Annotated in this window: 5 protein-coding genes; all 5 read right to left on the reverse strand. The window is 44.7% G+C overall.

The annotated features are described in order from the left end of the window. Window positions 1-744 (reverse strand): SdiA-regulated domain-containing protein (locus E8Q33_RS08300; RefSeq protein ID WP_136554162.1); only part of this gene is annotated, 744 nt, incomplete at its 3' end. 154 nt (window positions 745-898) lie between these two features. Beyond that, entirely contained in the window at window positions 899-1,327 is a 429-nt protein-coding gene (locus E8Q33_RS08305) for a DUF6524 family protein (RefSeq protein WP_136554071.1), read from the reverse strand. Between the two features lie 27 nt (window positions 1,328-1,354). Continuing rightward, the gene (locus E8Q33_RS08310; RefSeq protein WP_168800174.1) at window positions 1,355-1,630 is read right to left on the reverse strand and encodes an acylphosphatase; all 276 of its coding nucleotides are present in this window, start codon (window positions 1,628-1,630) and stop codon (window positions 1,355-1,357) included. Beyond that, window positions 1,621-3,198: a glutamine-hydrolyzing GMP synthase gene (gene guaA, locus E8Q33_RS08315; protein WP_136554073.1), complete on the reverse strand. Its 1,578-nt coding sequence runs from the start codon at window positions 3,196-3,198 to the stop codon at window positions 1,621-1,623. Before guaA ends, E8Q33_RS08310 begins: the two co-directional genes overlap by 10 nt. Window positions 3,199-3,260: 62 nt before the next feature. Then, a partial coding sequence (locus E8Q33_RS08320; RefSeq protein ID WP_211116128.1) for an IMP dehydrogenase occupies window positions 3,261-3,465 on the reverse strand: 205 nt, incomplete at its 5' end.

A 3,465-nucleotide genomic window follows, 5' to 3' on the forward strand; every position in this document is an offset into this window, starting at 1 on the left:
GCCCAGTCTGACACGTGAACGCTCCTGCCCTAATAAATCAATTACGTGCAGGCTATATGATTCATCGCTGAGTACCAGTAATTTCTGCTCTGAGCCCTCATTTAGCAGGGTTAATCCCGAGAAATCACCAACATCCAGTCGTAGGTTTCTCATGGCATCGAATTGGCTTTCATCCTTATCATTCGACAGCGAGAAATGTAGGATCCGCGATGGTTTTTCTCGCACCATAAACAAGCCGTGCTGTTGTGATATGGCGATACCTTCTAAGCCTTTGTTTTCTTTTTCTGGGGAGGAAACCGCAATAGTTTTAACATCTTGATAATGGATCTGTGTCGTTTGGTCATCAATTGTAATAAAGCTGATGGTTTGCAATCGTTCTTCACCGACAATAAAAATATTGTCTTTAACATAATCGATACTCTCGGTATCCGAGAAGCCAATCAAATCGATGGTTCGTAACAATTCGCCTGTTTTACTGATAACAACAATCTGTTCAGGATTATTAAGAACGCCATATAAATGTCCGGATTGCGGATGATAAGTCAGTCCGGATAAATTATCCTCAATTCCATCTATCGTGAGAACGTTACCGAATTGATAATCTTGTTGTAGATTCCACTGGCTATCTTGAACTGTTTTAGCAGAACTTACCGTACTGAACCATAGACATCCACTTAACGCCGTCGTGATCACCAGAGCGGTAATCCACAGTCTCGATTTGGTTTTGTTCGAGAAAAATGACATGCGTTAATCCTTCAGCTTAAATAGTTTTCAATATGACGTATTGATATGATTTAAGTGGAAAGATAACGTGCGAGACTTAATTCAAGCTGAAATTAAGCGGTGGATAAATCTACTTTAAATTACGTTGTGAAAATTTTTGATTATTGGAATAAAATTATTCATCCACATCGTCGACATCAGCTTGTCCAGACAGGCGTCGGCGAATATGTGACCACGACATGCCCACGGCTAACACGGCGGCGACGAGGAATAAGGCTATATAGGTAAATGCGGCGTGATGACGCAGTTCCAGAATACCTAAATCAAACAGCCACCAGACAATAATGGCAAAAAAGGCAAAGGCGAGAATCAGGCCAAAGCCACCCAACGAACGAAACGTGGCACGTAAATATACCGTCCAACCAATCAAGATAACTACGGTAGCCATGGCAAAGGGCGGGGTAATGTTGCTGCCATTACCAAAAATCGCATCATTGGCCCAATGGAAATAACTATAGCCACTCGGGTTATAGCTGATATAGACCAACAAAACAGCAAATAACAAACGTAATAAAAAGCCTTTGCTATTAAAACGTTGTGCCATGGTGATTCCCTTTATTGCTAATTTGACTTAGTGGATTTCAAACGTTTCAAACTCGCCAGTAACGGGTTGTTCGTTTATTTGGATATCGATCACTTCTGCAAAACGAGGGCCTTGCCAGGCCCAATCGACAAACTGCTGGAGTTGAATAAGATCACCTTCGGCGACAATCTCAACCTGCCCATCACTTAAATTACGCACCCAGCCCGTTAAACCTATTTTCTTTGCCGCAATTTGTGTCGACATACGATAGCCAACACCTTGCACTCGGCCTTTAATCAATAAATGATAACGCTTTATTCCCATTCAATCGTAGCGGGTGGTTTACCAGAGATATCGTAGACGACTCGTGAGATGCCGCTGACTTCATTAATGATGCGTCGCGATACCAGATCCAGAAACTCATACGGAAGATGCGCCCAGCGAGCGGTCATAAAGTCGATGGTTTCAACAGCACGTAAAGCAACTACATAGTCATAACGACGGCCATCGCCCATTACGCCAACTGATTTGACCGGCAAAAACACTGCAAACGCCTGACTGGTTTTATCATACAAATCATGTGCACGTAATTCTTCGATAAAAATGTTATCGGCTTTACGCAATAAATCAGCATATTCTTTTTTGACTTCACCCAGGATCCGCACACCGAGGCCTGGGCCTGGGAAGGGATGACGATAGACCATGTCACTTGGCAATCCGAGTTCTACGCCAAGTTTGCGTACTTCATCTTTAAACAGTTCACGTAAAGGCTCAATTAACTTGAGCTTCATGTGCTCTGGTAAGCCACCGACATTGTGATGAGTTTTAATCACATGGGCTTTGCCAGTTTTGGAAGCAGCAGATTCAATTACATCCGGATAAATGGTTCCTTGAGCCAGCCACTGTACATTAGTCAGCTTGGAAGCTTCTTCGTCAAAGACTTCAACAAATTCACGACCAATGATTTTACGTTTGGTCTCTGGATCATTCTCACCCGCCAATGCTGACAGAAAACGATCTTCAGCATCAACGCGAATCACACGAATGCCCATATGTTTGGCAAACATCGCCATCACTTGATCGCCTTCGTTTTCACGCAGCAGACCGTTGTTCACAAACACACAAATCAGCTGATCGCCAATTGCACGGTGCAATAAAGCTGCTACTACAGAGGAATCGACACCACCTGACAAGCCCAGCAATACTTCATCTTTGCCGACTTGCTGGCGGATCGTTTCGATGCTGTCTTCGATGATATTGGCAGAGGTCCATAAGGTTTCACAGCCGCAGATTTCGGTAATGAACCGCGAAATCATCCGCTGGCCCTGAGTGGTATGGGTCACTTCAGGGTGGAATTGCACGCCGTAAAACTGGCGCTCTTCATCAGCCATACCGGCGATCGGTGCACTGTCGGTACTGGCAATAACTTTAAATCCATCAGGCAATTGACTAACCCGATCACCGTGACTCATCCACACATCCAGCATGCCGAAGCCTTCTGGGGTGGTGTGATCTTCAATATCTTTCAAAAAGGCAGAGTGACCACGAGCGCGGATTTTTGCATACCCAAATTCACGGTGTGTTGATGATTCGACCTGACCACCTAATTGAGTCGCCATGGTTTGCATGCCATAGCAGATGCCCAGCACCGGTACATTCATTTCAAACACACAATGTGGTGCGGCAGGTGCGGCTTCACCTATGGTCGAGTCAGGACCACCAGAAAGAATGATGCCTTTTGGGGCAAATTCACGAATTTCGGCTTCACTCATATCCGGGTTACGTAATTCACAATAAACTCCGGCTTCGCGCACACGACGGGCAATCAACTGGGTGTATTGTGAACCGAAATCAAGGATTAAAATGCGATGGTCGTGAATATGGCTGCTCATGAATCTCTCTTACAGTCAGATAAAAATACCGGCTTTAATAAACAAAGCCGGTATTTAAAAAGTTAATTAACGCGGTAATTTGGTGCTTCTTTGGTGATAGTCACGTCATGAACATGGCTTTCATTCATGCCAGCAGACGTCACACGGACAAACTCGGGTTTAGTACGCATTTCTTCGATAGTACGGCTTCCGGTATAGCCCATGGAAGCACGAACGCCGCCCATCAGCTGATGAATAACCGGGCTCAGGCTGCCTTTAAATGGCACA

It is taken from the genome of Methylophaga sp. SB9B (assembly GCF_004832235.1).
Taxonomy (GTDB): domain Bacteria; phylum Pseudomonadota; class Gammaproteobacteria; order Nitrosococcales; family Methylophagaceae; genus Methylophaga; species Methylophaga muralis.

Excerpts from the sequence above, each read along its gene's own strand:
- E8Q33_RS08305 (WP_136554071.1), bottom strand. The coding sequence starts at position 1,327 with ATGGCACAACGTTTTAATAGCAAAGGCTTTTTATTACGTTTGTTATTT.
- E8Q33_RS08310 (WP_168800174.1), bottom strand. The coding sequence starts at position 1,630 with ATGGGAATAAAGCGTTATCATTTATTGATTAAAGGCCGAGTGCAAGGT.
- guaA (WP_136554073.1), bottom strand. The coding sequence starts at position 3,198 with ATGAGCAGCCATATTCACGACCATCGCATTTTAATCCTTGATTTCGGT.